The organism is Romboutsia sp. 13368, from assembly GCF_018336475.1.
GTDB lineage: Bacteria > Bacillota > Clostridia > Peptostreptococcales > Peptostreptococcaceae > Romboutsia.
Window position 1 is genome coordinate 2,273,318 of record NZ_CP048741.1, and the last position, 559, is coordinate 2,273,876.

Consider the following 559-nt stretch of genomic DNA (forward strand, 5'->3'; position numbering starts at 1 on the left):
TAATTTGCCCCATATTTGATGCAATTATATTTACATTCCATAAGTCTAACTGAGAAGAAATTTTATTTTTTATATCTTCATTACCAATAAGCCCATATCCAAGTCTTATTCCTGGAGTTGAGAAAAATTTAGATGTTCCTCTTATTACAAATAAATTATTATAATTATCAACTAAAGAAGTAGAAGAATAAAYATCTGTATCTGTAAACTCAATATAAGTTTCATCAACCATAACAAAAGCTGAAGTAGATTTTAACAATTTTTCTATTTCTTTAGATGAAAAAGTAAATCCAGTAGGGTTATTAGGATTACAAATTACTATTAAATCAAAATCTTTTTCTTTTAAAGTGTTTATTAAATCTAAAGTACATATATCAAAGTCATTTTCATATCTTGCATAGTATTTAGTTATACTGCAATTTATTTTAGATAATTCGCTTTCATATTCTGAATAAGCAGGTGAAAGTAATAAAGCATTTTTAGGTTTTAGAGCTTTTATAAATGAAGAAATAAGTTCTGTTGCACCACTACCTAAAATAATATTATTTTCAAAACAATT

General features: G+C 24.2%; 1 protein-coding gene. It reads right to left on the reverse strand.

The genetic code is table 11. The features are described from left to right. Nucleotides 1-559, reverse strand: a 559-nt coding sequence (locus G3997_RS09515) for a pyridoxal phosphate-dependent aminotransferase (RefSeq protein WP_296645537.1), incomplete at both ends; no start/stop codon positions are given.